At 56.4% G+C, this 24,674-nt stretch carries 19 protein-coding genes; 13 read left to right on the top strand and 6 right to left on the bottom strand.

The window, feature by feature from the left end; translation table 11 throughout:
- Window positions 1-20: 20 nt before the first annotated feature.
- Complete coding sequence (locus tag U6G28_04570) at window positions 21-2,423, bottom strand: glycoside hydrolase family 3 N-terminal domain-containing protein (GenBank protein WRS30962.1); 2,403 nt, start codon at window positions 2,421-2,423, stop codon at window positions 21-23.
- 476 nt (window positions 2,424-2,899) lie between these two features.
- Between U6G28_04570 and U6G28_04575 the strand changes: the two genes are divergently transcribed.
- The 4 genes from U6G28_04575 (at window position 2,900) to U6G28_04590 (ending at window position 10,256) form a co-directional block, all read left to right on the top strand.
- Complete coding sequence (locus U6G28_04575; GenBank protein WRS30963.1) at window positions 2,900-3,730, top strand: histidine phosphatase family protein; 831 nt, start codon at window positions 2,900-2,902, stop codon at window positions 3,728-3,730.
- A gap of 399 nt (window positions 3,731-4,129) precedes the next feature.
- Window positions 4,130-7,081, top strand: a complete 2,952-nt coding sequence (locus tag U6G28_04580) for a glycoside hydrolase family 3 C-terminal domain-containing protein (GenBank protein ID WRS30964.1) — start codon at window positions 4,130-4,132, stop codon at window positions 7,079-7,081.
- Window positions 7,078-9,600, top strand: a complete 2,523-nt coding sequence (locus U6G28_04585; protein WRS30965.1) for a glycoside hydrolase family 3 C-terminal domain-containing protein — start codon at window positions 7,078-7,080, stop codon at window positions 9,598-9,600. The genes U6G28_04580 and U6G28_04585 overlap by 4 nt, the downstream gene beginning before the upstream one ends.
- Window positions 9,601-9,614: 14 nt before the next feature.
- The gene (locus U6G28_04590) at window positions 9,615-10,256 is read left to right on the top strand and encodes a hypothetical protein (GenBank protein WRS30966.1); all 642 of its coding nucleotides are present in this window, start codon (window positions 9,615-9,617) and stop codon (window positions 10,254-10,256) included.
- A 103-nt stretch (window positions 10,257-10,359) separates the two neighbouring features.
- On the opposite strand, the gene U6G28_04595 is transcribed toward U6G28_04590, so the two are convergent.
- From U6G28_04595 to U6G28_04615, 5 genes are all read right to left on the bottom strand, one after another.
- Window positions 10,360-10,668 (bottom strand): addiction module antidote protein, encoded by a 309-nt coding sequence (locus tag U6G28_04595; GenBank protein ID WRS30967.1) that lies wholly within the window; start codon window positions 10,666-10,668, stop codon window positions 10,360-10,362.
- A gap of 747 nt (window positions 10,669-11,415) precedes the next feature.
- Window positions 11,416-12,285: a hypothetical protein gene (locus U6G28_04600; GenBank protein WRS30968.1), complete on the bottom strand. Its 870-nt coding sequence runs from the start codon at window positions 12,283-12,285 to the stop codon at window positions 11,416-11,418.
- 51 nt (window positions 12,286-12,336) lie between these two features.
- Window positions 12,337-13,260, bottom strand: coding sequence for an ATP-binding cassette domain-containing protein (locus U6G28_04605; protein WRS30969.1), 924 nt, complete (start codon window positions 13,258-13,260; stop codon window positions 12,337-12,339).
- 122 nt (window positions 13,261-13,382) lie between these two features.
- Window positions 13,383-14,054 carry a response regulator transcription factor gene (locus U6G28_04610; GenBank protein ID WRS30970.1) on the bottom strand — a complete coding sequence of 224 codons (672 nt, stop codon included), beginning with the start codon at window positions 14,052-14,054 and terminating at the stop codon, window positions 13,383-13,385.
- Window positions 14,047-15,501, bottom strand: a complete 1,455-nt coding sequence (locus U6G28_04615) for a histidine kinase (protein WRS30971.1) — start codon at window positions 15,499-15,501, stop codon at window positions 14,047-14,049. Before U6G28_04615 ends, U6G28_04610 begins: the two co-directional genes overlap by 8 nt.
- 125 nt (window positions 15,502-15,626) lie before the next feature.
- On the opposite strand from U6G28_04615, the gene U6G28_04620 reads away from it, so the two are divergent.
- The 9 genes from U6G28_04620 to gdhA all read left to right on the top strand — a co-directional run bounded on the left by U6G28_04620 (window position 15,627) and on the right by gdhA (window position 24,541).
- Window positions 15,627-15,953: a hypothetical protein gene (locus U6G28_04620; GenBank protein ID WRS30972.1), complete on the top strand. Its 327-nt coding sequence runs from the start codon at window positions 15,627-15,629 to the stop codon at window positions 15,951-15,953.
- 52 nt (window positions 15,954-16,005) lie between these two features.
- Window positions 16,006-17,391, top strand: coding sequence for a hypothetical protein (locus U6G28_04625; GenBank protein ID WRS30973.1), 1,386 nt, complete (start codon window positions 16,006-16,008; stop codon window positions 17,389-17,391).
- A 187-nt stretch (window positions 17,392-17,578) separates the two neighbouring features.
- Window positions 17,579-18,694: a MoxR family ATPase gene (locus tag U6G28_04630; GenBank protein ID WRS30974.1), complete on the top strand. Its 1,116-nt coding sequence runs from the start codon at window positions 17,579-17,581 to the stop codon at window positions 18,692-18,694.
- An 8-nt stretch (window positions 18,695-18,702) separates the two neighbouring features.
- Complete coding sequence (locus tag U6G28_04635) at window positions 18,703-19,584, top strand: DUF58 domain-containing protein (protein WRS30975.1); 882 nt, start codon at window positions 18,703-18,705, stop codon at window positions 19,582-19,584.
- Entirely contained in the window at window positions 19,574-20,032 is a 459-nt protein-coding gene (locus tag U6G28_04640; GenBank protein WRS30976.1) for a hypothetical protein, read from the top strand. The genes U6G28_04635 and U6G28_04640 overlap by 11 nt, the downstream gene beginning before the upstream one ends.
- Window positions 20,029-21,045, top strand: a complete 1,017-nt coding sequence (locus U6G28_04645; protein WRS30977.1) for a hypothetical protein — start codon at window positions 20,029-20,031, stop codon at window positions 21,043-21,045. Before U6G28_04640 ends, U6G28_04645 begins: the two co-directional genes overlap by 4 nt.
- Window positions 21,042-22,106 carry a vWA domain-containing protein gene (locus U6G28_04650; GenBank protein WRS30978.1) on the top strand — a complete coding sequence of 355 codons (1,065 nt, stop codon included), beginning with the start codon at window positions 21,042-21,044 and terminating at the stop codon, window positions 22,104-22,106. Before U6G28_04645 ends, U6G28_04650 begins: the two co-directional genes overlap by 4 nt.
- Complete coding sequence (locus U6G28_04655) at window positions 22,096-23,010, top strand: hypothetical protein (GenBank protein WRS30979.1); 915 nt, start codon at window positions 22,096-22,098, stop codon at window positions 23,008-23,010. The genes U6G28_04650 and U6G28_04655 overlap by 11 nt, the downstream gene beginning before the upstream one ends.
- Before the next feature lie 193 nt (window positions 23,011-23,203).
- Window positions 23,204-24,541, top strand: coding sequence for an NADP-specific glutamate dehydrogenase (gene gdhA / locus U6G28_04660; protein WRS30980.1), 1,338 nt, complete (start codon window positions 23,204-23,206; stop codon window positions 24,539-24,541).
- Window positions 24,542-24,674 lie beyond the last annotated feature (133 nt).

Consider the following 24,674-nt stretch of genomic DNA (forward strand, 5'->3'; position numbering starts at 1 on the left):
GACTTTGCGGGTCCGTCGGACTACTTGATTGGCTCTCCACTGCACGACAGTCCGAAACCGAAGTCGTACGCGTTGCCCATCGAATCTACGTAGGCTTCGTAGTCGCCTGCAACGTCCTCGTACGATGCTTCAACGACTTCCATGTTCGCTGGGAACGTCATTGGCAAACGACCGCTTCCGTCGTACATTCCCAGTGCTACCTCAATCAGTGCCGCTTCACTGATGTCAAAGCCAACGACGATCGCGTCGGAAAGCGCTTCGAACTCGCCTGGAATAATCGGGTTTCGTGCCTTTAGTACTGCGACCAGTGGGATGTCCTTTCCGCTGTCCTTTACGGCTTTGGAAGCGCGCTCAATGGCATCAAGGTCTGCCTCGTTGGTCGTGTAGCCGGTCTTGCCAAAATAGGAGCGGTTCTCCTGTGCGCCATCTTCCAGCCTATTGCCCGCGATGGAGGTCTTTCGAACGGAATCGGAGTCAGCAGTGTAAGGGCGGTACTGGAGGCTGATCGGAACGTACTCGCCAGTCTCCTCAAGATATCCTTGGCCCTCGGGGTTCGGACTCTCCATGCCGACAAGGACCATGTCAACGTCGGTGAGATCGGGAACCTTGTAGTCAACGACCTGCCCATCGTCATCCAGCACTACCTCGTCAGTTATCACCTTTCCGAAGTACTGCTCCGCAACTTCCGTTTCAATGGTTGGCCCATACTCGACTTCGCCCTCGCTCACTAGCAGTCCCACACGTTGCTGTCCGTGAGTGCTGGGAATGTAGACAACCGCATCGCTCCACTGCTCAGGTGTGCTTCCACACGCGATGGTATCGTTCTCATTCTTGAGTACGACTACTGACTGTTTCTGAGCCTCGAATCCCTCTGCCATCTTTTCTTCGGAACCAGCGACAGACTCGGAGTGCTCAAGATCTAAGTAGGGGTTGTCGTAGAGTCCTGACGCGAAAATGACCTTGAGGATGCGTTCAGCGCTCTGTTCGAATCGCGTATCAGCATCAATGTCAACATCGCCTGATTCGTAGGCTTCGTCCCAGAGATTGTATGCGGCGAGAACAGGCGCTACTTCGGTGTTGCCGCCGAACATATCCACGCCAGACAGGAGGACCAAAAAGTGGCGATCAGCGACAGTCAGTTCATCAACACCCCAGTTGGTAAACCATGATGCGTCTGGGTCGTCTGGGCCACCCGCCGTTACGCCCCAGTCAGTCATGATCACGCCCTCGTAGCCGTTGTCGACTCGCAGCTTATCGACGAGCTCCTTCGAGAAAGCCGCGCCCATTCCAGTGCCGTCTTCCTTAACGTCGAACAGTGGCTTGCCTTCTCCGTCCACGAAGATTGAGTAAGCGGTCATTGCTCCCATTGCATCGAGCGATCCCACGAACGGTTTTAGGTGCTCGTCGTAGTTCCCATTGGGAAACACCGCGTATTTGCCGTGGTCGTAGTATGAGGGACGGCCGCCCTCGCCAGCGGCGTCACCAGCAAAGTGCTTGATGGTTGTCGAAATCGGAATAACCGAGTCGTCGCCCTGTGAGGTTTGGAATCCCTGCACATAGGCCTTCGTCATCTCGGTGGATAGTTCGGTGTTCTCGCCGAACGTTCCATTCGCCCTCGTCCAACGTGGGTCGGTTGCGATATCGACCTGTGGGCCGAGGATGTTGGTGATTCCCAGAGCTCGGTACTCTTCGCCAGCGACTTCCGCAAACCTTCGGGTGACTTCTGGGTCAAACGTTGCTGCGAGACCCAGGTTTCCCGGCCACATCGAAATGTCAGCGGTGGCGTTACCCGCGTAACCGCCCATCGCATCTGAGCGAGGATCGGTTGAGAAGTTTACGGGAATGTATGGTGTCTCAGGAGTAGCTAGTGACTCAACGTATGCCTGCACCTCATTTGACCAAAGTACGTTGGGCTTTGTCTCGTTCGTTCCTGCGCTGAGGACCAACCGGAGGTTGTCTTCACTTAAGTATTTGCGTTGCGCGTCGGTCAGTCCGTCACCTACTGCGTATTCAGATGGGCTGAAAAGCATCAGGCCCGCGATCTGCTCGGTTGTGAGTTGGGGAGCCAGATCTTTGGCACGCTCCTCCGGTGACAGGCGCCAATCTTCCCAAGGCTCGAGTTCACCCGACCCGTTCATGTCCTTGAATGCATACGTGTATTCGTCCTCTTCTACCGATAGGACAGTGACCCCGGAGTCGGGCGAGTATGAAAGAGTTGCACCGCCGTTTGGGTTCTTTATTTCGGTGAAGGTTGTGGTTCCGTCCGTCACGTCTCTCGTAACGAATTCTTTGTCGGAGTTGACTGCTTCCTTAGTGTTTCCGCTGCTTTGTTCCACGCCACCTGAACTGCAGGCGCTTAGTGTCATGGCGGCGACGATGGCGATAGCGCCACGGGACAGCCACATTTTGTTGATTGCCATCATGTCCTCTCGATCATTGTGAGGTGCGCGATTCTGATAGGAACACGCGCAAGTTGCTCCAACGCAACCGAAAACGATAGACCTCGTTTACGCGCCTAATGCTAGGGCTGTGTAGATTTGTTGTAGCACCTCTCGGCACGTGAAGTTACAAGGCGAACATGTTTGGTAGTCGAGTGTAACGAAATGAGAACGATCGTCCAGCAAAATGACGGTTCACAGACGACGCGTACGGCTACTGCGTCTCAGCTAAGTAGACGAGAGAATTACGTTTCGTGCGCGGTATCTGCCTGAACATGGTTTGACGCGGGTGGGAAAAGATCGCAGCGCTCTAATCTGTTGACGTCCTCACCTGAAGCTGTGAACAGCCTTTCTTGACGTTGACGTCGGATGCTCGCCTCTCAGGAGAGGTTCGAAGGTGACCTCACTATGAAAGGAAATCTGACATGAGATCGATTTGGCGTGGATGCGTAGGCCTCATCATGGCGACAACCATGGTAGTAGCCACGGGTTGTTCCAGTGGTGGTAATGATGCCAGTGGGAAGGAAGCGTCTGGTTCCACTGAAGAAGCAATATCTAGCCAGTCCAGTGACGAACAAGCCGGTGGTCCAGCAACCATATACGTTGTTCGCCACGGGAAGACTCTTTTCAACGAGAAGGAAATAGTCTCGGGATGGTCTGACTCGGTGCTGACCTCAGAGGGAGAAGAACAGGCTCTGCGGGCGGGTAATGCGCTTAGCGAAGTTCAATTCTGCGGGGCACTGACATCCGATCTCGGGAGGTCTGCAAACACAGCAAAACTAATTCTGTCGGAGAATGACTCGGATGTTGAACTGGTTATGGTGCCACAACTCCGCGAACAGAACTATGGTGGATTCGACGGTGATTTTGACGCAGAAATGTGGCCATTGATTGCGGCGGCAGACGGAGCCGATCTTGACCTATCTCAGTCTGGTACAGAGAGCATTTGGGAGAATGAAGCCCTTTTGGATTGGTATTCGAACTCCACTGAGGAGCGAATTGTCAACGCGACAGCAGAAGTTGATCCAATGGGACTGGCTGAGAATTGGGACGAGTATGAGTCGCGTATTAATGAAGGAGTTGAGGTCCTTTCCAATGCAGCACAGGGTTGCCAGGGCGAAAACATATTACTAGTAGCTCACGGTGGAGTCATATCCGCTCTGTTAGGTGTCTTGTCTCCTGGTGGCAGTCCTCACAATATCGGGAATGCGTCGATTACTACTCTGACATACGAGGGCGGGAAGTTTACTATCGGCGACGTTGGAGTCGCACCTGAGGATTTTGTCAAGTAGCAGGTAGTGCGGGGGCGGATGCATTGATACGGGCTGTGTACGATCAGGCTTCCGTCCCCTCTCTGAATGAAAACGTGATCCTGCGGAGGCAGGGGCGGTAGTTTGCATATGAGAGAAAAGTATCGAGCTCCTTTGCTCGGCTCTCATAAGTCTGATGATAACTAGAGCGTGCCACCGGTCTGGAATTCCCGGATTCTTGTTCAGCCAGTCTCCTCGCATGCCGATTGTGCGTCAATGCGTACCGACTGTGCTGGGTGGATCGCTGGAGCTAACACGTTCTTTTATTCTGACTGCGTGGGTCGGCCTAGAGATGAAGGGCTCCTGATCAGTGCCCGCGTAGCAGTGTGACAACGCAGTTGGCTCGACCTTTGGTGGTTGAGAAAGACTAGGAGCAAAACCTTGAGTACTGCATCGGTTGAGCCGGACAAGGCCGAGAAGCCAAAGAAGAAAATGACAAACCGCAAGTTCCTGGGCATCTGGGTTCCCATCTTGGCGGTGGTGCTAGTTCTGTTAGTTGTCGCGAACATCGCCATCGAGATATTCAAACCCTGGATTGGCTCGCAACTTGGTCAGGGTGAGTACACTGTCGAAAACTCGGCTGCTTCCGAAAGCTGGGACACCGAATACTACAAGTCTGACTATGAAGACATTGATCAACTCGATGCCGCTGCCGGTGAGTTAATCTCAAACATTGCCGCCGAGGGCGTTGTCTTGGCCAAGAATGAATCAGCTGCTCTGCCACTCCCTGCAGGGGCTAAGGTCACCATGCTTGGACGTGCTGCCGCCGACCCTGTGTACGGCGGCCAGGGATCGGGGTCCGTTGACATAACTAACGCCGTGGACGCGCGGAGCGGACTTGAGAACGCTGGACTACAGATCAACGAACAGGTCTATGACGCCATCGCTTCGTTCGCTGAAGAGACGCCTCGCGGGAACATCGTCATGGACAAACCCAACGACTCGACGTACAACATTGGTGAGATGCCCGCCTCCGACTATGCGGCGCTTTCTAACACCTTCGCCGATTACGGTGATGCCGCACTCGTGTTCATTGGTCGCGGCGGCGGCGAGGGCGGCGATCTGACGCAGACCATGGAGGGCTGGGACGACAACTATGTGGAGGGCCAGCATCAACTGCAGCTGAACAAGGACGAACTCGACTTGATCAATTTGGCAAGTTCGAACTTCGATAGAGTCATTGTTCTTATTAACGCATCGACCACCATGGAACTCGGTGCGATTCAGGACAATCCCGAAGTTGACTCTGTTTTGCTAATTGGTTCCCCGGGTCTCACGGGTTTCAATGGAGTAGGTCAAGTCGTGGCGGGTCAGGTCAACCCGTCCGGACGCACTGTTGACATCTGGGCCTCCGACTTCAGTAAGGACCCGACGTGGGCCAATTTCGGTGACTTCATATATGAGAACGTTGATGTCAGCTATCCGATGTCGACGTTGGAGTCCACAGCTTCCAACGCTGACATCACCAGTGATGCGCCCTTTGTGAACTATGCCGAGGGCATCTACATCGGGTACCGCTACTACGAGACGGCCGATGCCGAGGGCTTCATTAAGTATGACGACGCCGTCGTCTACCCCTTTGGCTACGGATTGTCCTATACGGACTTTGAATGGTCACTTGCCGGTTCCTCGCTGGAGAGCGGAATCGACGGAACAATTTCAGTTGATGTCGAGGTAAAGAACAACGGAACGGTACCGGGCAAGGACGTGGTGGAGGTCTACTACACGGCCCCGTACACCAGGGGAGGGATAGAGAAGCCCGAGGTTGTCTTGGCAGCTTTCGCCAAGACTGGGGAGATCGCCCCCGGTGAATCTGAGACCGTCACCTTGAAGTTCGCGGTTGAGGACATGGCCTCATACGACTACAAGGGAGAGGGCGCGTATGTCCTTGAGAAGGGCGACTACCGGATTTCGGTTCGTTCAGATTCTCATACCGAGGTACTGGAACCTCTAACTTACGTGGTCGATGAAACGAAGGTTTACTCCACGGACGCGCGTACCACGGACGAAGTTGTTGCCACCAACCAGTTCGATTCTGTATCGGCAATGTTCGCTGACACGCCCACGGAAGGTAAGATCCTAAACTTCTCACGCGCCGACTTTGCGGGAACCTTCCCACAGGCCCCAACCCCCGACCTCTACCAGGCCACTCCGGAGATCGCTGAAGGCTTCACGGCGTATGACTTCAAGGCCGCCGCGGACGCGTACGAGGGAGAGATGCCTGCCACTGGACAGGCAAGCGAACTGACTCTGGTCGAGATGCGCGGATTGGACTGGGATGACCCCAAGTGGGACGAGATCATTAGCAAGCTAACCGTTCCCGAAATGACGACGGTAATTCTGAACGGCGCATACCAGACAGGGGGCATCCCCTCGATTGCTAAGCCGCTGACGATGGAGGTGGACGGCCCGGCCGGCTTCTCCTCGTTCATCAACTCTTCAATCAATGGCCCCGCCTACCCCTCAGAGGTTCTGATCGCTCAAACCTGGAACCTAGAACTGGGTGAGCAGATGGGTCTGATGCTCGGTAACGAGTCGTTACTGAAGGGTGTCAACGGGTGGTACGCACCCGCAGCGAACCTGCATCGCAGTCCGTTCGGGGGCCGTAATTTTGAGTATTATTCAGAGGACCCGTTGCTTTCTGGCGACATGATGACTGCCGTATCAAACGGTGCTGCTCAGCGTGGCTTGTACACCGCGTTCAAGCACTTCGTCGCAAACGAGCAAGAGACGAACCGGGTGAACAATGGTGTGGCGACGTGGGTTAATGAACAGGCGTTGCGTGAGGTTTACCTTAAGCCGTTCGAGATTGCGGTGAAGGGTGTGCACATGCCCGTCACCTATATCTCCGATGATCAAGGAAACCTGGCGGAAACTGAGGTTGGGGCAACCTTCGTCATGTCCTCCTTCAACCGCGTTGGAACTACGTGGACGGGCGGCGACCCTGCACTGATGCGGGGCGTGCTAAGGGATGAGTGGGGCTTTAGAGGCTTCGCTATCACGGACTTCAACCTGTACCCCTACATGAACCCAAATCAGGGAATTAACGCTGGTTCTGACCTGATGCTCACGTTCGCGCCATCGAAGAGCCTGGACGACACCAGTTCGGCGCTTGCTGTTACTGACATTCAGAACTCAACAAAGGCCATCCTCTATACGGTGGCGAACTCCAATGCGATGAACGATATGGCTCCGGGTGCGACCGTCACCTATCACGCGCCGGCCTGGGTCTATATTCAGTGGGCGGTAACGGGCCTGCTGGGTGTTGCGTGGGTTGCCGGAGTTGTGTGGGTGATCGTTCGCGTCAAGAGGCACTCTAAGGCGGCAGCATGAGTCCGTCGACAGACGAACGGGTCACTAAACTCTCGGTTTTCGAGAAGGCAGCTCTGCAGAGCGGCGAAAACACCTGGCAAACCCGTCCGGTGGAGCGGTTGGGCGTTCGTTCGCTATTTCTTTCAGACGGCCCCCACGGTATCAGGAAGCAAGCGGGCACCGGTGATCACCTCGGCCTGAACGCCTCGCTTCCCTCGACCTGCTTCCCAACGGCAGCAACCATTGCCAATAGTTGGGACGTGGGCCTGGCGCACCAAGTGGGTAAAGCGCTTGGGGAGGAAGCATCGGCCCTGGGGGTCGATGTGATCCTCGGACCCGGTCTGAACATCAAACGCAGTCCGTTGGGTGGAAGGAGCTTCGAGTACTTTTCGGAGGACCCCTACCTGAGTGGCAAACTTGCCGCCCAATACGTGATGGGGATTCAGGGTGAGGGAGTCGCGGCGTGCCCGAAGCACTACGCAGCCAATAGCCAGGAAACGAACCGGATGACCAACAACTCGGTCGTTGATATGCAGACCCTACGGGAGGTGTATCTGACCGGGTTTGAGATTGTGGTTCGCGAGGCGAAGCCGCTGATGTTTATGACCTCGTACAACCTGATAAATGGAACCTACACGAACCAAAACGCATTGCTAGTAAAGGATATTTTGCGTGACGAGTGGGGCTTTGATGGCGCGGTTGTCACCGACTGGGGTGGCGGAGACCAAGCGCCTTGGGCGGCAGAGGTCGGTGGCGGATTTGAGATGCCCTCTCCAGGATTCGGTTCGGTTCCCACACTGGTTCAGGCCGTGAGGCAGGGCAGCTTGAGTGAGCGCGCCCTAGATGAACGAGTGTCCGAGCTGTTCTCTGTAATCGACCGGATTCCGAAGCCTGAAGCGAGCGGTCATTTTGATGTAGAGGCGCACAATGAACTGGCGCGAGAGGCTGCGGCGCAGAGTGTGGTGCTCCTCCGCAACGAAAAGTCGATTTTGCCTTTGCGGTCGGGAACCAAGGTAGCGTTGGTTGGCGACTTTGCTGAGACTCCACGCTATCAAGGTGCCGGTTCCTCACTGGTGAACCCGACGAGACTCGTCAGCGCGGTGACCGCAGTTGCCGAGACAGACCTTGAAATGGTTGGCTACGCCAGGGGATTCACCCGGGACGGTAAGCCCAGTCAGGAACTGGTTGATGAGGCGTTGAAGCTGACGGGTACCGCCGATGTCACTTTGCTATACATGGGTCTTGATGAGCTAAGCGAAACCGAAGGCGCGGATCGTAGCTGTATGAACGTTCCCGACAATCAGGTTCGGTTGCTTGAGGCGCTTGCAGATGCAGGGCGAAGGGTCGTCGTGGTGTTCAGCGCAGGGTCTGCGACAACCATGCCCTGGTTGGATCGTTGTGAGGCGCTTGTTCATGGGTATCTGAGCGGCCAGGCGGGCGCTCCAGCGATGTTTGACGTGCTAACGGGTGCGGTCAATCCGAGCGGCAGACTCGCAGAGACCTATCCGCTTGCACTTGAAGATACCTCTACGGCTGGCAACTTCCCCGCCCTGGGGAAGAACGCTGAGTACCGAGAGGGACCGTACGTTGGCTACCGATACACCGAGAGCATCAACGCTCCTGTGCTGTTCCCCTTCGGTTTCGGTCTCGGATACGCGTCGTTTAGCTATTCCGATGCTGAAGTTGGCGAGCGGGGCATTAGTGTTACGGTCACGAACGTCGGAGATCGCGACGGCACGGAGACAGTCCAGGTCTATGTGGGACGTGACCAGCATGAGCGCACCGGGATCATTCGCCCCGCACGCACGCTAGCTGGATTTCTCAAAGTAACTCTCAAGGCCGGTGAATCTGCGCGGGTAAGTGTCGCTTTCGACGAGTACACGTTCCGCCATTTCTGCGTCAACGCCGGGAAGTGGCAGGTCGAGGCCGGCTTATTTGAGGTGTTCGTCGGGCCGAACGTTCGTGACGCCCGCTCGGTCGGGATCTGCTCTGTTGGTGAAGGAACGAATACCGGTGAGGGTGTTTCGGTGGTCGATAACGCCCTGTTCGAGAGAATGAGCGTTGTCCAGCCCGATCCTAATTCTTTGCTCGGTTTGGAGAACTACGCGAGCGGCGACGTAAAAAAGGTCGATCGAGACGAGTGGATGCGCCTGCTCGACAACCCATCGGCACTTATGCCAACTCCAGAGGGGCCGCTGACAATCGAGTCATCGCTTTCAGACATGGCGCGGGCCGACAGCTCACTCGCCCGCTTCGTTTGGCGCCGGATGGAAGGGATGCTTAGGAAGTCCGAGGCGAAAGGCGTTCCCGATCTCAACTTGTTGTTCCTTTCGAGCATGCCGTTCCGTTCAATCTTCAAGATGTCGGGCGGGATGGCAAACGAGGCGATGGTCGAATCGATTCTGCTGATCGTTAACGGACACTTCTTCCGAGGCACCGGACAGTTGATCGGTCGCTTCTTCAAGAACAACAGAGCCCAAAAGCGGATGCGACAAGAGTTCGCAAATCTGGCTGGCAACCAATCACAGACAAATCACTGACACGAAGGACGCTAATGATTACGGCAATTAAGGACTGGTGGCACCGGTTCGAGGAAAAGCATCCCGAGTGGGCGAAGTTCCTTATGTTCTTCATCTTCAGTAACGGGGTGACGCTACTGCAGTTGATGCTGATGCCGATCTTTCAGTCGTGGTTTAACGGCACCAGTCTGGTCAATATCGCGGCTCAATGGTTCCCGATCGGCTCAGATGTCGACGGGTCGCAATACTACATTTTCAATTACGCTGCAGGGCCGGTGCAGCCTGATGGATACGGGGGCGGTCTCGCCTATTTCCTGGCAGTTCAGATTACCCTGCTGATCGCGCAGGTAATCAACTTCTTCCTGCAACGCAATATCACCTTCAAATCGAACACGAATCCGTGGATTGCTGCCATGTGGTACCTGATTGCGTATGTTGTTATTACCTTTGCTGCAGGCGCTCTCCAGGGCTTCTACAAGGCACCCATTTACCACTTCTTCATGACATACCTCGGGTGGGCTTCAACCGGACGTGTTGTCGCAGACGTTATAACGATGATCATCAACTCGGCGCTATCGTTCTGGGTCTTTTACCCGATCTTCAGAGTCATTTTCAAGCAGAAGCCGGAAGAAGAAGCGGACGAGGATTCCGACGACAGCGTTCTCGCCAAGGCCTAGGACAGAGCGCTCGCAGGTCTGTCGGTTGGCTACTGTTTGAGTGAGAGTGTGGTCCGGCTTTCTCGAAGTTGCCGCACAAAAGTGGCAGCCGCACGGGCGTGCCCTACGAGGTTTTCTGCTCCAGGGATTCAAAAGTGATCTTGAGACCCAGAGCTGTCGCCACTTTGTGAATAGTGGCGAAGCTCGGGTTACCGTCCTCGGAGAGAGCTTTGTAGAGGCCTTTGCGGGTCATCCCGGTACGACGAGCGAGTTCACTCAGGTTACGGGAGCGTGCAACGGCACCGAGAGCCATGGCGATGAGTTCTGGCTCGTTGTTCTCTTCAAGGACGGCCTTGAGATACTCGGCAACGTCTTCTAGATCGGGGAGGGTGTCAGCAGAGTCATACCTGGTAAATGTTTCTTTCTTACGCATTGCTGTCAAACCCCTTCATGAATGCTGCAACACGCTTGATGTCTCTTTTCTGACTTGATTTGTCTCCGCCGCACAATAGGAGAACAACAGTACTCCCGCGGCGGGCGAAATAAATCCGATATCCGGGTCCGTGGTTAATTCGCAGTTCATAGATATTTCTGGCGACAACCTTGAAGTCTCCTAGAGTTCCTTTCTCTAGCATGTCGACTCGTAAGCGGATTTGTGCGCGGACCTTTCGATCAGTGATTCGCGAAAACCACTTCTTGTAGACAGGACTCTGAACGACTTACTGAATGTGTACCACAGCACACAGGCCTCCTCGTCCTGTCAGTTGGTTTCTAGCTGGTTTCGTAGAACCTAGAGGATTGCCAACGGACTTTCGAGTGGTCGCGATCAGCGGTGTGGAGAGAAGCCAATTTGTGGGTTCGTGAACTAAGCGGGACGACTTCATTGATGCCGGATCAGATAGCCGACCGCTGGAAGCTAGGGTGCGTCTCCTATATCCCTTATCCTTGACTGCTGTGGTAACCGGGAAATCCGCGTTTGCAACGTTGTCATCGTCGGCTTTGTCGCCAACAAAGCTCCCTCTTTCGCCTTGCAACCACGAGTTTCCCGGGCATTCTCGTCTGAGCACAGATATAGGGGACACGCCCTAGTCGAACTGAGGCGGTTGCTGGTGCCTATACGAGGTCTCCGGCTCAAGACAGTTTGTAGTCCTGAGCCAGAGACCTGAGGATACCGCGGCTGCTACTTTGCGTCGCGAGCAAAGAAGAGCCTGATAGCCACAAGCATTGGCACCAGTACCCACATCCCCAGAGCGAAGAGTGATTCGCCGTAACCCGGAACGTGAGTATTGGACATCTCGGACATCATCTGCGGCACCTCAGATCCAATGCCGTAACCCAGAATCTGACCGAGTGATACGGGGAGATAGCTGATGACGAGGGGAACCCAAGACCAGTCCGTCACCTGAGTGAGAATCTGCAGGACCATCGGAGCTACAAACAACAACCCCACAGCCAGCGTGATTGCGCCAGCTGTGTTTCGCAGGATCCCCGCAATGGAGAATGACAGCAAAGCAACCCCCACAAGAAACAGAACGCTTCCAGCGAGACTTGAGACAGTCATCGTGGTGAACAGTTCTGTTCTGGCCTCCGGAACCAGAACAACTGCAATAACGGCACCCACAACCACATTGATGAGTGCAATCACCCCTGCAATAAGCGCAAGGACAATGGCTTTAGCTGAGATAACAAGACCGCGCCGGGGCGCCGCTGTGAGCGTGGAGAGGATCATGCCTGAGGAGTACTCATTCGAGAACATGAATACTCCGAGAACCGCAAAAACGAGGCACAGGAAGTTTGCGGGGAAAGCGGTGATACTGGTGATGACCTCTGTTGGGTCATCTCCTGTTTCAAAGAGTGATCGCATGGCGAACCCCATGATGAGGCTCAGGCCGATGCTCAACACGAGCGAAGCAAAGATGCTCCAGCGGATCGACCGTAGAGAGGTCGCCTTGATCCACTCGGAGCGTATGGTCCCTCCAAGGGTCAGCCGGTGAGCTCGCGAGGCAGACGGGAGGTTGATAACGGATGCGGGAGTGCTTGCAGTGGTCATTTGAAAGTTTCCTAAGCGGGTTGCGACAACGGGTTGAGACAGTGGCGGGGATTAGGCGGCGATCTCGCCGGATTCGTACTCAACCTCGTCACGAGTGAGCGCAAGGTAGGCGTCTTCCAAGGTGCCATTGACGGGGGAAAGTTCATGCAACTCAATGCCACGGTTCAGGCAAAGCTGCCCGATCTTGGGAGCCTCGATGCCACTAACCAGAATTCTTGTGTCACTCTCGACGCTAATGGAGAGCTCGCTGGTGGTGCCTGAACTGCGTAGCTCCTTAATCAGTCGGGATGCATCAGGGCTGGTCACTCGTACCTTTGAGATTCCACTACCAAGCAGTTCCCCTATTGGGGCGTCCGCAATGACGCGACCACGACCGAGCACGATTACGTGGTCGGCGGTCTGTGCCATTTCGCTCATGAGGTGACTGGAAAGAAGAACCGTTTTGCCTTCCGACGCTTGGGTGCGCACCAGTTCTCTCACCCACATGACCCCGTCAGGGTCAAGGCCGTTCACCGGCTCATCCAATATGAGAACCTGCGGATTACCGAGCAGTGCCGCCGCTATTCCCAGGCGTTGTCCCATCCCGAGTGAGAAGCCCCCGACCCGTTTGCCCGCCACCTCGTACAACCCCGTCATCTGCAACACCTCGTCAACCCGGCGCATTGGAATCCGATGGGTTGCAGCAAGGCTCGAAAGATGGCTACGTGCGGAGCGTCCAGGGTGTACTCCCTTTGCATCCAGAAGCGCACCTGCAACAGTCAACGGCGCGGCATGCTCCGCAAGGGGCTTGCCCGCAATAGTCACGTCTCCGGACGTTGGCCGGTCCAGTCCCACCATTAGCCGCATCGCGGTTGACTTACCGGCACCATTTGGGCCCAGAAAGCCGGTCACGCAACCGGGTTTTATATCGAACGTGGCGTCGGAAAGTGCCGTTTTGTTTCCGTACTGCTTGGTAAGGCCGCGGGCCTGGATCATTGTTACCTCACTCGAAGAGTCTCGATTCTGACCCTTCAAGTTTGGGTGCGCCGCCCCCGGGAAAGCGTCCTCCCTCAGTACGGTCTTTTGGTGCTTTCGAAGCGCCACCTAGTACCCAGGTACTACAGGCCGAGTTCTTTCGCGAGGATTACTGCGTGAATCCGATCCCGCAGGTCCAGCTTGAATAGGATGCGCCCCACATGGGTCTTGACCGTTGATTCTGAGAGAAAGAGACGTTCGCTGATTTCGCCATTGTTAAGGCCTTCCCCTATCAGGGAGAGAACTTCACATTCGCGTTCTGTCAGGGAATCCAAGGTATTTGGTGGCGGCGGTGCAGACTCCGTCGGAGGGTTTACCGGAGCCGCGAGCATCTGGGTGAGCATTCGCCTTGTGACCTGGGGTGCCATTACAGCATCGCCCGCCGCCACGCGCTGAATCGCATCGACCAGTTCTGTGGGGCGCGCGTCCTTAAGTAGAAATCCACTAGCTCCCGCTCGGATCGCAGCTTGCGCGTATTCGTCCAGATCAAACGTTGTTAGTACGAGGACTCGCGTGTGCGGGTATTTCAAGGCGATCTGCGCGGTCGCATCTATCCCGTTCATACGGGGCATCCGCACGTCCATCAGGACTACGTCGCAGTCGCCGCTCAATCGAGCGAGTTCCTTGAGGGCGGCCTTCCCATCGTTGGCTTCCCCGATTACCTCGATTGCGGGTTCCCCGCGCAGCACCAGTTTGAAACCTGTGCGAATCAACTCCTGATCGTCGACGAGGAGCACTCGGATTGGCTCAGTCATCCAGGTTCCAACCTCCGGGAAGATATGCCTTGACGCGCCAGCCGCCGGCCTCCGTCGGACCGTGTTCGAGGGTGCCCCTGAATACTCGGAGCCGTTCGGAAAGGCCGACCAGGCCGTGACCGGTGCCCTCGCCGGACATCGGCCGCCGCCCGCCGGCGACTCCTCCGTCATCTTCGATTTGAACGAGGGTGCCGTTTGCGTCTTGGGTGACTACAACGGTGGCGTTGGCGCTTTGGCCGGCGTGCCGAAGAGTGTTGGTCAACGCTTCCTGAATAGTGCGGTATACCGCAAGCTCGCGGCTGCGGTCACCATCTGTTTCGGTTTTGACAGAAGTCCCGTCGAGCCGGAGCTGTATGGTCAAGCCGGCGCTGCGAAAGCCGTGAACCAACTCTGGGATTTCACCGAGCCCAGGTGTGGGGGCAAGATCCGCGGATGTTTCTGTGGTGTCGCCCGCCCGGAGAACTCCAATCAGTCGCCGCATCTCGGCAAGTGCTGAGCGCCCTGTTTCGGCGCTTTGACGAATCGCTTGCTTCGCATCATCAGGGGCATCGTCAACCACGTGGGCTGCCCCTTCGGAAAGGGTGATCATCACGGAAACGGAGTGCGCCACAATATCGTGCATCTCCCGGGCGATTCGCGTTCGTTCCTCAGCAACAGCAAGCTGAGCCAGTTGGTCCCGTTCACGCGCGAGCTGTTTGGCGCGATCAATAATCGCTTCGGTGTAACGACGGCGGTTCCCCGCGTTGATTCCGATGATTACGGGAAGTAGAAGCACAAGTGAGGACATTATGCCCACCAGGAGCACTGTGCGAAAGTCGACCGCACCTTGAATTACTTCGTCAAAGTCGGCTGCAGGAGTCTCGCCGTCGACGGAGATTTCACCTGTGAAAACGTTCCCCATAAATGGGATTGGTGCTAGCGCCGCTATGACTGTCACTGCGTAGCCGACCCAGCCCGCACGAACCGACTGATAGACCGGCACTGAATAGAGCAAGACGGCGATTGCAATCGGAGTGGCACCGGCAATCGCAAAATCTGAGGGGATGAAAGCGCTTACCGCTACCGCCGCGAGGAGGCTTGGCAGTGGGAAACGGCGGCGCAGGAGCAGTGCGGCAACCGTAACAATTAGGACCAATACCATCAGCAGAGCCTGAGGGAACTGAAGGTATTCGGGTGTGGTGGGTTCGAGTGGCTGAGACTCTGTTACGTCTGCCGGGACGAATACGCTGAGAAACGCCATCCCCGCTGTCGCTGCCAAGAAGATAAAAACCAGGATGACGTCCATCCACCTTGGGTTTTCGCGAAAGAAGGTCCGGATTGCCCCAGGGGGCCTGGGCAGACTCAGATCGGTGTTGGACAGATTGAGTGCGGCGATAGGCCGGTCAGCCACAGCGGCGGGCGGGCGAGGCGCAGCGCCGTTCTTCGAACCCGGATCTCCTTCACTCACTGCGTCAGCTTACATTCCATCGCCGACACCCTATTTGCCTCCTGGTCAGTGCCTCAGAACATGTTCGGCAGAACAACTCCGAGGTTTTCCAAGACCCAAAGACGCGGAACTGCTTCCACACCGGCATGTTCCTCAGCTTCGATTTCGACCAGACAACGCTCCGCATCGATTCCATAAACATGCTTTCGCACGGTATCGACGGGGCAATATCCGCTACCGCGATTCGTTGTCGGAATGGGCAGTCTGATGGCTCCGGTGTCACTTTCGGAGCATCTGATGCAACTCAGCGCTTTGGGGTTGAGATTTCGACGCCGAAGAGCAGTCGGGTTATCTCAACCGTATGCATGAGCGCGACGCTCTTAGCCTGGCGTCATTTCCCCTATTGCCACGTGATATGTGAGCTGTTGGATCCACCGCTCGAAACCGAATACCTCTACGAATCAGAGGTGTAACTGCGTTCCCGTCTATAGGATAGGACTCAAAAGTTTACTGAGTGGGCCATTAATGCTGGGGGCAAAGATGCGCTTCTTCGACTGGTCCGCGATTCTCATAACGATTCTTCTGGGCATCTCTTTCGCATTTCAGGCCGCGACAGAACCTCCCTCCTACATGGTGTTTCTGTGGACTGGCTGGGGCGTGGTTGTAGTCCTAACCGTGATTAACACGGTCTCTGCGATCCGCCGAAGCCGCTCACTTGATGTTCACACCATTGGTGGTAGGGCGGCACGGCCCACCGCGATGCCATTTGTTGATCCCGGTCCTGATCTTGCTGACAGCTTGCTCGCTGGACCTCGGGGGCGTCGCCTGCTTCTTGAGTACGCGACTGAATCAGAACGTCTGAGTGGCCGAGCCATGCGCGCGGACTCGTTTATTAGGGCGGCTTCTTCGGCCTCATACGAGATGGATCCAGGCAAGGGAACATCAGTCGTCATGCTGACAGCTCGAGTCACGGGCGCAAACCCTGAACCCGATCCGGAGATTGTCACGCCGGAGGAGGTTGCCGAGCGTTTGGCACGCGTAGAACTTGCCGAACCGACACCCCAACTGTTTCGTGGATGCTTAGCACAAGCGGTTGATAATGCCAGATACTGGCAGCCGCCAGCGGGGGAGGATGCCCTCGCCGCGAGCGACCCGATGCGGAGGGAACTCAGACGAATTGCGGAACATTTGCTGGCCTCACCGTACTCCGCCTGGTGGTTCACTCCTGCCGATCCCGAATCGCAGCAGGTGGTCGTATGGGAGGACGACCAGAAGCACCAACCGTTGCCGCTCGAAGTTTCGCTAGCGGATCCGTCCGAGGCGCTTAGGTCCTCTAGAAAGAAGCTGATTGAGCAGGAGGAGGAAGCGAAATTTGAACAGCCTGCTGATCCGGTGAAGTGTTACAGCGCTGAGTGGTGGTCGCGGCCTTCTTCTAAGTTGTCATCGACAACTCGAACACTTTTTGATGGAAGTCCGGTAGGGCTCTGGGCGGTGGAGGACGGCTTCAACTGGAAGAGCGCATATAGCTACGCGGTCGAGGTTCCGGACGGATTGCGCGTGTACGAAATTGACTCGGCGCGGGCGTGGGTCAAGCTCTGTTGGCAGTTCCCAATGGATTGCTCTGCACGCAAGCGCCACGACTGGTACATGACTACCGGTCGCACGGGCAGGTGGGCTATGCCCGACTGGGCTCGGGTTGCCGAACGCTACGACGGGGTTCATCTACAGGTGGGCGCGTATCTTGAGGCTGCGGGCACGGCCATTCCCGTCGATGAAGAGACTGCAACCGTCATCGCGGGTTGGGATCCTGACACGACCTACTGGTTCGCTCCGGGCATCCGATACCTGAATGATCCGGTCCGCTGGAAGCTTGTTCCGCGGGGCATGGAGAATACCTGGCAGAGATGCTAGGTGGCAGTGTCCTCAAGAGAAACGCCCAGGATTCTGGCGATGTCGCCGTTGCGCGGTGCTCTTGGCCGAGGTCCCCGGACCCGACTCGATTACGCGACGAGCCTAGAATCTTTGTTGAAGCCAACATGCTCTCCGGCCATCCCCCGCGTTAGGGTTTATCGGGAGCCATTTGCGAGGAGCGAACTACATGAACGAAGCAGGCCAGGGATTCGGCACGCCTGAAGCTGAAAGGGTGACCGATGCAGATGCTCGATCCGCTAGTGTGCCTTCCCGAAATGCGGGGGCCACCGACGATGTGGATTCCGCCGCGAGATCATCCAGCCACCTCAGTGATCAGGAGCTAGAGCGAGCCGGGGCCCTGCTGGATCGGGTCACCGCCCTCTACGAACAGAGGGTGGTAGGTCAACAAGAACTGCGGCAAGCACTTCTTGCCTCGTTGCTCTCACAGGGCCACGTCCTGATTGAATCCGTGCCCGGACTTGCAAAGACCACGGCCGCTCAGACTCTGGCACAGTCGGTATCGGGCACATTCCATCGCATTCAGTGCACGCCCGACCTGATGCCCAATGATATCGTTGGGACCCAGATTTTCAACGCACAGACCGACCAGTTCACTACGCAACTGGGTCCAGTTCACGCAAACTTCGTGCTACTTGACGAGATCAACCGCTCCTCAGCGAAGACTCAATCCGCGATGCTTGAGGCAATGCAGGAGAAACAAACGACTATCGGTGGGAAGAACTATCCGCTTCCCAAGCCATTCATGGTTATGGCGACACAGAATCCGATCGAGGAAGAGGGAACCTACGTTCTTCCCGAAGCGCAGATGGACCGCTTCTTGATGAAGGTTTCGATCACGTATCCGAAGCGGGGTGAAGAGCTCAAGGTTCTAGAGATGATCGACTCGGGGGTTTTCGCAGAGAAGATTGAGGGCGAGCCAATTAGCCTCATCGAACTCGAGGAGCTTCAGGACTACGCCTCACGAGTCTACGTTCACTCAGCGATCAAGGCGTACATCGTCGACATCATCAACACCACGCGCGGGAGTGGACCGAACCCGATTGCAGGGCTACCGGCACTGGTGCGTGTCGGCTCTTCACCCCGCGGTGGCATCGCGCTGATGAAGGTTGCTCAGGCCCTTGCTCTAATGCAGGGTCGCAACTACGTGATTCCCGAAGATGTCAAAGCCATGCGATACCCGGTCCTTCAGCACAGAATAATCCGTACCTGGGACGCGATTGCCGATGGTGTTCCTAGCCAGGACATCATTGATACGGTCCTGCGCGCCGTTCCCGTTCCGTAACTGAGCAGATGGCAAGGCCACGGGTACAGGATTACGGGAAGCTCATTGAGCTTCCGGTTCAAAGGAAACTACTTTCCCTGCTTCAGGGACGGCACGGAGGAACCGGGGCGGGGTCGTCGCACGAGTTCCTCGACATGGCCGAGTACAAGGTGGGCGACGACATCAGTGACATCGACTGGAAATCCACCGCTCGTATGCGTCAACCAATCGTTAAGCGGTTTGAACAGACTGCCGTCTTGAACGTTGTGTTGGGGGTTGATACCGGCTCGAATATGGGAGCCCTTGCGCCCGCCCGCGCGGAGGCAAAAGAGGATGTCGCAGCCGAAATCATCACTGCACTTGCCTGGCTCACCGCATATCGGGGAGATCACCTAGGCTTGGTGGCGGGAAACTCTTCAGACCTGACGACGCTTCCTGCAAGGTCCGGAGCCATCCACGCTCAAACCCTGGTCAGCGTTGCCACCTCAGCTGAGCCGACCGGAGCTCCCGGGGATTTCTCGGCGGTGATGCGACGCATAGATTCGACCCGTCGGGGCAAAGCGCTGGTCATCGGGATAACTGACACCGGTCAGTTGGACGCGATGAATGAGGTATATCTGAAGCGCGTGGCTGCAAGACACAAGCTAATGATGATGATCATTCAGGACGCAGACCCGACCCGGGTGACCACGACGGACTCGATGCGGGATGTTGTTTCGGGTCCGATCCCTGACTTCGTCAAGTCTGATGACACTATCGGCTATCAGTGGAGCACCGGCCGTCAGATTAAGCAGCACCGAGTTGCCCAGAAGTTGCGCCGCTACGGCGTTGACTGGGTCTCCGTGTCATCGACAGACGAGGTGCCCGAGGCGCTACTCTCACTATTTGGCGGAGGTAAGCGTGCCGCCTAGTCTTCGTGAACCGCTGACGCACTCAAACTGGGTGTGGCTACTTGGAGTGGCGCTACTGACTGTGGCTATCCTCTGGGTGCTGGGGGTATACATCTCGTACCGTAAGTCACGCGTGATGACAAAGTTCGAGGTGAGAAGCCTGTCGCAGGTACAACGGGAACGCTACAGACGTCTAATTGGAGAGGTTGAACAGGATTACCAAACGGGTGCGATTTCAGCGCGTGAAGCTCACTTGGCACTTGCGGCATTAATCCGGGCATCTGCGACTGAGCGAACCCGAATGAGTGTCGAATCTGCCACCGCGAGTGAAGCGCGAACGCTACTTCCGTCTTGGCCGCTACTCGCTGATGCTCTCGACTGGTGCGCTGACGGATCCTTCCCCCTGGAGATAGCCGACGAGCGTGTTGAACGAGGGATCTGGTTGGCAAGGGAGGTGGCGGTCGGATGAGGTTCCTCTGGCTCACGATTCTGATCCTCGTCGTCCTTCTGCTCGCGGCGATCATGGTTTATCGCCGCGGCCTCCGCCAAACGCCGGATTCCATCGCGTGGTTGGCGAACACAGAAGACCTACGCGGCCTTCCCTCATACCAGCGTCAGCTCTACTGGAATCGCGTCGGTGCGGGCGCGCTGGTTGCGCTGCTCACCGTGTTCTCGATTTCGGTGGCTGTGGTTGCCGGCGCCCCGGTTGAACGACGAGTTGATCACCCGAAGCTGGCAAGTCGTGACATCGTGCTGTGCCTGGACGCATCTGGATCAATGCTGCCGTACGACGGTCAGATTCTGCGTCAGTTCGACCAGATGGTCGAGAAGTTCCAGGGGGAGCGACTCTCACTTCATATGTGGTCCGCGCAAACGATAGTCAAGTTCCCCCTGACCGACGATTACGAACTGATCAGTGAAGTACTGAACCAGGCGGCCAGGGTGATCGACGAGGGGTACTTCGGACCCGACGGCGACTACGTTTTGGTGTCGGCAGAGCTGGCGGACTATCTGAGTGGCGTTGATGCGCCGGACGGAGTGATGATTTCTTCGCTTGTCGGTGATGGACTGGCCACCTGCGTTCTGGGATTCGATCACCAGGATTCTGAGCGCTCGCGGACCGTCATCCTCGCAACCGATAACGAGGTGATGGGCGAGCAGATTTACTCGCTGAGTGAGGCTGCCCAGTTTGCAAACGACCAGGACATAGACATCATCGCGCTAAATCCGGGCGATGGAGGCCCACTCACCGCCGAAGCTGAACAACTCAAATACGTTGTCGAATCAAACGGTGGGGTCTTCTACAACGCGAATGACCCGGGTGCCATCGCCGAGATAATCCAGGGAATCGAAGCGCAACAGGCCATAGATCTTGAAGGAACCTCAAAGGTCGTCGAGACGGATACGCCGCAGACAGCAATTAGCTGGGCTGCGTGGTCACTGGTCGGCTTGCTTCTGATTGCGGTGGTGAGACGACTATGACTTTGCGTCCCTTTGTTCAGACCCCGACGCTGATCCTCCTGGCGGTAGTTGTCGTGTCGTTGTGTATTGCCGGATACATCCTCGTAACCCGGGAAAAACAGCTTCGCCCGGCTGGCAAGGAAAACCCGGTCATCGCGTGGATCAGAAGGTTTTTGATATCGGCATTGATGGTATTTACCCTGGCCGGACCGGCGATACAGGCCGAAGAAATCGAAGTGAACTCAAACATCGAGATTGTCTTTGCTATTGACCGAACCGGGTCGATGGCCGCCGAGGACCTTTCGGATGGAAGAACCAGGATCGACGCGGTTAAGGACGATATTTCCGCACTCTTGGACGCGACGGCCGGATCGAGGTACGCAGTCGTTACATGGGACTCGACAACCAGAGTCGAGCTTCCTTTCACTACCGATGGGTCGGCTGCTCGAAGTTTCGCGGATGTGTTGCATCAGGAGATAACTGAGTTCTCTACGGGTTCGTCTTCCACACGCCCAGTGAACACTCTTTATGACCTGCTGACCTCTGCCGCCGAACAGCGTCCGGAGAATATTCGCTATCTGATCGTTATGAGTGATGGTGAGTCGACTGATTCCAACGCAACGTACGAGGCATCGTGGTCCGAGTTAGCCCCGCTAATCGACGGTGGGGCAGTGCTCGGTTACGGCACTGAGCAGGGCGGACCCATGAGGGTTTTTGTTCCTGGACAGGGATTGTCGGGCACGACGGAGCAGTACATGACGGACCCGTCCGCCCCGGCGGGAGCGCCTACCAACGAGGCTGGTGAGCCACTTGCTATCTCGCGTATCGACGCTGATTCACTTAGGCAGATTTCAGACGAACTGAGGCTTGAACTGCTAATCAATCCGTCCGGAAGTGAGATTGCGACTCTCGGTAGCGGGCTAATGGACCAGGCAGAGTCGCTTCCTGACCGGACGGGGACTCGTCACCGCTACCGGTACGTCACCTGGATTCCGGCGGTTGTCATAGCCCTACTGCTTGTTTGGGAAGTCACCAGCGATGCAAAGGAACTCTCTCGAATGAGGAGGACCGGTGGCATCTAAAAGGACCCAGCATGGCGAGGGATTCGACGGGCCCCGTCAACCATTCGGCACTATCTACCTGCCGAACAACGGTCAGGTGCAGCGCGATCCCAAGAGGCTGAGACTGCTCAAGCTGACGGCGCCGATAGCGGCGATCATTGGAATCGCAGGCCTGTGGTTTATTGGCCTATACCTGTGGACAACTTTGGCCCGCAGCGACTGGGAGCATCAGGACTACGGCGGGGCGGTCTCCTCGTACGAACAGCAGATCAGAGTAACCGGAGTGTTTCCAGAACCTTGGCTGGTGCAGTACAACCTTGGTACGGCGCTACTTGGTGAGGGTGATTTGGATGGCGGAATAGACAAGCTGGAACAGGCATTCCAAGGCGTTCCCAAGGCGGTCCAAGGAGAGTCGGGAAACATTCAGCCGTTCTCTTACGAATGCAGCGTACGGATGAATCTGTCGGCGGGTATCGAAATGAAAGGAGATGCCGCAGCGACAAAGGGAGCGGACAATGCAGCCCAGAAACTGTACGAGACAGCACTTGAGTGGCTGACCCCGTGCGAGGTTCCTCCAAACGGCGGAGAGGGTGAACCTGCAGATCAGAGCGGTGATCAGGGCGGTGGCGAAGGCGAGGGTAGCTCGGATAGTGAGCAGACATCGCAAAGCGGCGAAGCCGGTGATCGATTGCGAGATAAGTTGAAGCAGGGCGAGGATGATCCCGCGGAGCCTTCGGATAATTCCTCTGACGAGCAGAGTGATCAGGGTGAATCGGACCAGCAGAGCCAGACTGATCCCTTTGAGGGCGAGAGCGAAGATCAGCGTCAGAGGCGTGAAGACCTTCAGAACAAGAACCAGCAACAGGCTGAGCGAGAACGCGAGAAGAGCGAGCAACAAAATCGCGGCGGCGGGGGCGGTTGGTAGTCCTCCACATCTTCTCCACAAGCCAACTAACACGGAGCCTCTGTGAAATCACAGCCCATGGGGATAACTCTGTGGAAAACGCGCTTGGGTGATGTGACAAGAATATGGACGGATGCGCGCGCCGAGGGGATTTGCCGCACAATTGGGCGGTGAGCCTTCTATAAGCGGAAGAGCATGAACCGAGGAAACAAAAGTGCACCAAAGAGTACAAAAGACGTTTGACGAGGTAGTCCGAAGGAATCCAAATGAGCCGGAGTTCCACCAGGCGGTACACGAGGTCCTGGAGTCAATCGGGCTGGCTGTCGAGCGCGATCCTCACCTGGCCGACCACGCGCTTCTTGAACGTCTGGTAGAGCCGGAGCGCCAGATCCTCTTCCGCGTTCCGTGGGTTGACGATAAGGGTGAGGTACAGGTTAACCGCGGCTACCGAGTCGAGTTTAACTCTGCTCTGGGTCCGTACAAGGGCGGTCTGCGGTTCCATCAGTCGGTAAACCGCAACATCATCAAATTCCTCGGCTTCGAGCAGATCTTCAAGAACGCGCTTACCGGTCAGGGCATCGGTGGTGGTAAGGGCGGTTCTGACTTCGATCCGCACGGCAAGTCTGACTGGGAAATTATGAACTTCTGTCAGGCCTTCATGACTGAGTTAGCAAAGCATATCGGGGACAAGACTGACGTCCCTGCTGGTGACATTGGTGTTGGCGGTCGTGAGATCGGTTTTATGTTTGGTCAGTATCGTCGTCTGACGAACCGCTGGGAGAGCGGAGTGCTCACCGGAAAGGGAGTTAACTGGGGTGGCTCACTGGGTCGCACCGAGGCAACCGGATATGGCACCGTTTACTTTGCGCAGTCAATGCTGGCAACTAAGGGCACCGATTTCTCGGACAAGCTGGTGGCGGTCTCGGGGTCAGGAAACGTTGCGATCTACGCAATTGAGAAGGTGCTGCAACTGGGCGGAAAGCCTGTAACGTTCTCGGATTCGAGTGGCTGGGTCTATGACAAAGACGGGGTGGACCTCGACCTGCTGAAGGAGATCAAGGAGGTTCGCCGTGGCCGCGTTGCGGATTATGTTGCAGAGCGACCAAACGCAGAGTTGCATACCGGGGGGCATCCATGGCAGGTCAAGTGCGATGTGGCGCTTCCTTGTGCAACCCAGAATGAACTGAACGAAGAGGACGCGAAAGCCCTGGCCAAGAATGGTTGCATAGTGGTCGCAGAGGGCGCCAACATGCCCTGTACTCCGGGAGCAATAGACGTGTTTAAGGATGCTGGAATTATGTTCGCGCCGGGCAAGGCTGCGAACGCTGGTGGAGTCGCGGTCTCAGCTCTTGAAATGGAGCAGAATGCCTCCCGGGCAAGGTGGAGCTTTGATGACGTGGACGACAGGCTTGAGGGAATCATGAGGGATATTCATGACACCTGCCTTTACACCGCGAGCGATTACGGTCGCGAAGGCGACTATGTGGTCGGAGCGAACATCTCCTCGTTCATTCGCGTCTCGGACGCAATGCACGCTCAGGGAGTCTTCTAGACGTTGGCAAGTGCGAACATCTCCTCGTTCATTCGCGTCTCGGACGTAGCACGCGCAGGGAGTCCTCTGCATGCTGACAAGTGCGAACATCTCCTCGTTCATTCGCGTCTCGGATGTAGCGCGTGCAGGGAGT

This window comes from Actinomycetaceae bacterium MB13-C1-2, assembly GCA_035621235.1.
Classification (GTDB): Bacteria; Actinomycetota; Actinomycetes; order Actinomycetales; family Actinomycetaceae; genus Scrofimicrobium.

Excerpts from the sequence above, each read along its gene's own strand:
- U6G28_04570 (WRS30962.1), bottom strand. The coding sequence starts at position 2,423 with ATGATGGCAATCAACAAAATGTGGCTGTCCCGTGGCGCTATCGCCATC.
- U6G28_04575 (WRS30963.1), top strand. The coding sequence starts at position 2,900 with ATGGCGACAACCATGGTAGTAGCCACGGGTTGTTCCAGTGGTGGTAAT.
- U6G28_04585 (WRS30965.1), top strand. The coding sequence starts at position 7,078 with ATGAGTCCGTCGACAGACGAACGGGTCACTAAACTCTCGGTTTTCGAG.
- U6G28_04590 (WRS30966.1), top strand. The coding sequence starts at position 9,615 with ATGATTACGGCAATTAAGGACTGGTGGCACCGGTTCGAGGAAAAGCAT.
- U6G28_04595 (WRS30967.1), bottom strand. The coding sequence starts at position 10,668 with ATGCGTAAGAAAGAAACATTTACCAGGTATGACTCTGCTGACACCCTC.
- U6G28_04600 (WRS30968.1), bottom strand. The coding sequence starts at position 12,285 with ATGACCACTGCAAGCACTCCCGCATCCGTTATCAACCTCCCGTCTGCC.
- U6G28_04605 (WRS30969.1), bottom strand. The coding sequence starts at position 13,260 with ATGATCCAGGCCCGCGGCCTTACCAAGCAGTACGGAAACAAAACGGCA.
- U6G28_04610 (WRS30970.1), bottom strand. The coding sequence starts at position 14,054 with ATGACTGAGCCAATCCGAGTGCTCCTCGTCGACGATCAGGAGTTGATT.
- U6G28_04620 (WRS30972.1), top strand. The coding sequence starts at position 15,627 with ATGTTCCTCAGCTTCGATTTCGACCAGACAACGCTCCGCATCGATTCC.
- U6G28_04625 (WRS30973.1), top strand. The coding sequence starts at position 16,006 with ATGCTGGGGGCAAAGATGCGCTTCTTCGACTGGTCCGCGATTCTCATA.
- U6G28_04630 (WRS30974.1), top strand. The coding sequence starts at position 17,579 with ATGAACGAAGCAGGCCAGGGATTCGGCACGCCTGAAGCTGAAAGGGTG.
- U6G28_04635 (WRS30975.1), top strand. The coding sequence starts at position 18,703 with ATGGCAAGGCCACGGGTACAGGATTACGGGAAGCTCATTGAGCTTCCG.
- U6G28_04645 (WRS30977.1), top strand. The coding sequence starts at position 20,029 with ATGAGGTTCCTCTGGCTCACGATTCTGATCCTCGTCGTCCTTCTGCTC.
- U6G28_04650 (WRS30978.1), top strand. The coding sequence starts at position 21,042 with ATGACTTTGCGTCCCTTTGTTCAGACCCCGACGCTGATCCTCCTGGCG.